Annotated in this window: 1 protein-coding gene; it reads left to right on the top strand. The window is 58.1% G+C overall.

The annotated features are described in order from the left end of the window. On the top strand, positions 1-262 hold a 262-nt coding region (locus tag AC3XQU_RS23030; protein WP_489876482.1), incomplete at its 5' end, for a hypothetical protein. Between the last annotated feature and the right edge of the window lie 151 nt (positions 263-413).

The following is a 413-nucleotide window of genomic DNA, read 5'->3' as shown; positions in this document are numbered from 1 at the left end:
GTCGGGGATGGTCGAATGGGAGATTCGCGTGCTGCGACCGGACGGCTCCACGTTTTCGTTCCAGCGAACCCGCCTCGACTCGAAAGACATCTTCTCGTCCACGAACATCACCTCAGTCGTCGTCCCTGACTCCGGCTATCAGGTGCAGATTTTCATCACAGAGATGGCTCCTGGTCGCGGTGCTATCGGCGGTCCCGGACTGAACCGACTTACCGTGCAGCACATTTCGCGCCGCACGGATGTCGGAGATACAGGTCAGTAATTCGCTTCAATCCGCAAGGAGTAGTCATGACATTTCGCACCTACAACGGCAACACGCACACCGAGAACGGTTGGCGTATCTGCAACAGTGACCAGTGCGTAACCCTCTGGTACGCAGGCAAGCCGGTTCTCGTCCGAGACGGTGATGCGGC

It is taken from the genome of Telluria sp. AZSoR62, from assembly GCF_058111565.1.
This window is presented reverse-complemented; position numbering and strand designations above follow the sequence as displayed.